3 protein-coding genes are annotated in these 2728 nt (G+C 73.7%); 1 reads left to right on the top strand and 2 read right to left on the bottom strand.

The window, feature by feature from the left end:
• Positions 1-888: catalase (locus IH13_RS0121175; protein ID WP_158791246.1), on the top strand; the 888-nt coding region annotated here is incomplete at its 5' end.
• Positions 889-1062: 174 nt separating this feature from the next.
• Here the strand turns inward: IH13_RS0121175 and IH13_RS0121165 are convergent.
• Both IH13_RS0121165 and IH13_RS0121160 read right to left on the bottom strand, forming a co-directional pair.
• Positions 1063-2151 (bottom strand): adenylate/guanylate cyclase domain-containing protein, encoded by a 1089-nt coding sequence (locus IH13_RS0121165; protein WP_031086748.1) that lies wholly within the window; start codon positions 2149-2151, stop codon positions 1063-1065.
• Entirely contained in the window at positions 2148-2597 is a 450-nt protein-coding gene (locus IH13_RS0121160) for a universal stress protein (RefSeq protein ID WP_031086747.1), read from the bottom strand. The genes IH13_RS0121165 and IH13_RS0121160 overlap by 4 nt, the downstream gene beginning before the upstream one ends.
• Between the last annotated feature and the right edge of the window lie 131 nt (positions 2598-2728).

Below are 2728 nucleotides of genomic sequence, written 5' to 3'. Positions count from 1 at the left end.
TCAGAGATGTGTATAAGAGACACCTACCAGTGGACGAACGCCGAGGGCGAGGCCTTCTTCGTCAAGTACCACTTCAAGACCAACCAGGGCGTCCGCTCCCTGGACGCCGGCCAGGCCGCGGAGCTGGCCGCCCGGGACGCCACCTCGCACCAGACGGACCTGCTCCAGGCCATCGAGCGCGGGATGAATCCCTCGTGGACCCTGTACGTCCAGGTCATGCCGGCCGCCGAGGCCGCGGGGTACCGCTTCGACCCGTTCGACGTGACCAAGGTGTGGCCGCACGCGGACCATCCGCTGCACCGGGTGGGGCGCCTGGTCCTGGACCGCAACCCGGACAACGTGTTCGCCGAGGTCGAGCAGGCGGCGTTCTCGCCGAACAACTTCGTGCCCGGTATCGGCCCGTCCCCGGACAAGATGCTCCAGGGCCGGCTGTTCGCGTACGCCGACGCGCAGCGCCACCGGCTGGGCGTCAACCACACGCAGCTGCCGGTCAACGCCCCGAAGGCCCCCGTCGTGGACAACTACGGCCGCGACGGTCTGCACGCCACCCGGTACGGCGCACGGCACGACAAGAACTACGAGCCCAACTCGTACGACGGCCCCGTCCAGACCGGGGAGCCGCCGGCCGCCCCGCTCGCCGTGCACGGCTGGACCGGTACGCACGAGGCGCCCGCGCACCCGAAGGACGACGACTTCTTCCAGGCGGGTGAGCTCTACCGGCTGATGACGGCCGGCGAGAAGGACCGCCTGATCGCCAACATCGCCGGCGGCCTCTCGCAGGTCACCCGCGACGACGTGATCGAGAAGAACCTCGCCCACTTCCACGCCGCCGACCCGGAGTACGGCACACGCGTGGAGGAGGCCGTCCGCGCCCTGCGCGAGGACTGAGCCTCCTCCCATGACCCTGCCGGTGCCGCGCACCCGGATGAGGGGTGCCGCGCGGCACCGGCAGGACGGGACCGCGGCGGTGGGCGACGCCAGTGCGGTGGCGCAGGGCCCGGCGGTCCGGTTCCGGACCTGAGCGAACCGGACCGTCCAGGAGGCCGCCGTCCGCCGCCGCGGTCACCTCGTCCCGTGCGACGCCCGCTCCCGGCCCGGCCGTGGGGCCCGGGGCGGCCGCAGCAGTACGGGCCGGAGTCTGCTGTACCCGCGCACGGACACCGGGCGCAGCGCCCTGAGTTCGTACCCGGCCAGCCCCGCCAGCTCCCCGGCGAACACGGTGTCGACCAGCACGGTGCCGGGCCGGGCCACCCCGGTCAGCCGGGCGGCGATGTTCACCGCCGCCCCGTAGACGTCGCCGAAGCGGCTGAGGACGGCACCGTGGGCCAGCCCGGTCCGCACCCGCGGCAACCGCTGGTCCGCCTCGACGCGGGCGGTGAGCTCCAGGGCGATGCCGGCGGCCTCGGACGCCGACTCGGACACGAAGAACACCTCGTCGCCGATGGTCTTCACCACCCGGCCGCGGCCCTCGGCGACCACGTCGCCCGTCAGGCCCTCGAACCGGTCGAGCACCCGGCCGAGTTCGGCGCTGTCCAGTCCGCGGGTCATCCGCGTGTAGCCGACCATGTCGGTGAACCCCACCGCCAGGTCGCGGACGTCTGCGTCCACGCGGGCCGGCACCGGCCCGCCCGCCGCCGCGCCCCGCCGCCCCCCGGCGGACGCCCCCTGCCGCGTCTCGGTGACCATCCGTCCGGCGTACGCCGCCAGATGCCGGCGCCACACGTGCCGCTGCAGCAGTTCCAGCTCCGGCAGCAGCGCCGCGGCGTGGTCGACCGGCCGCCCTCCGGTCGCGGGGGCTCCCGGTACCCGGCTCATCCAGGCCCACAGGGTCGACACCTGCCACTCGGCCAGCCGGGACAGATGGTGGCCCAGGGCGCGCGCCATCACCGTCTCGCTCTCCTCGGTGATGAGCCCGACCCCGATGAGCCGTTCCCCCGCGCGCAGCGCCTCGACGTCGGCGTCGGTGAAGACCCTCGCGTCGTCCTCGACCACCGGAAAACCGAGTGCGTGCCAGAGCTGTGCGGTGCGCTCGGCCCCCACCCCGGTCCGCTCGACGACGTCGCGCCTCGTCCAGACGCGGCCTCCGCCGAGCAGCACCTCCTCGACGGTGCGCCCCGCCTCTCCGCCGCCGGACGGGTCCGCCGCGCTCATGTGGTGTGCACGATCAGCACGTCGAGCCCCGCCTTCCTGGCGACGTCCGCGGGTACGGAGCCGAGGATGCGCCCGGCGAGCGAGCGCAGCCCCCGGTTGCCGACGACCAGGAGGTCGGCCGAGCACTCCCGCGCGGTCCGCACGAGGGCGGCGACCGGTTCGTCCTCCACAGCCACCGACCGCACCTTCACCGCCCCCTGCGCACGGGCCCGGTCCCTGGCGATCCGCAAGGTGTCCTCCGCGGGTGCCGACCCCACCACCTGGTAGGCATCCGCCCCCAACTGGTCCTTTGCCAGGGACAGTTCCGGCCCTCGCATCGGTACGTACGCACAGGCGACGACGAGCTCGGCCCCGCAGGCGGCGGCGAGCCTGGCCGCCCCCTCGACCGCCGCGAACGACGACTCCGAGCCGTCCGTGCCGACCATGACTGTCCGGTAGGCGCCCACGCCAACCTCCTTACCAGCAAGTAAACTTACTCAAAAGTAAGATAGGGTGCGGCGACGCACCGGGGCAAGGGGGCGGCACACGCGACAGGGGCGGTACAGACGGCGGCGCCGGCCGCCGCGGCCCGTCGGGG

It is taken from the genome of Streptomyces sp. NRRL WC-3549 (genome assembly GCF_000721935.1).
GTDB lineage: Bacteria > Actinomycetota > Actinomycetes > Streptomycetales > Streptomycetaceae > Streptomyces.
Note: the sequence above shows the minus strand (reverse complement) of the source record. Positions and strands in the feature narration are given on the sequence as shown.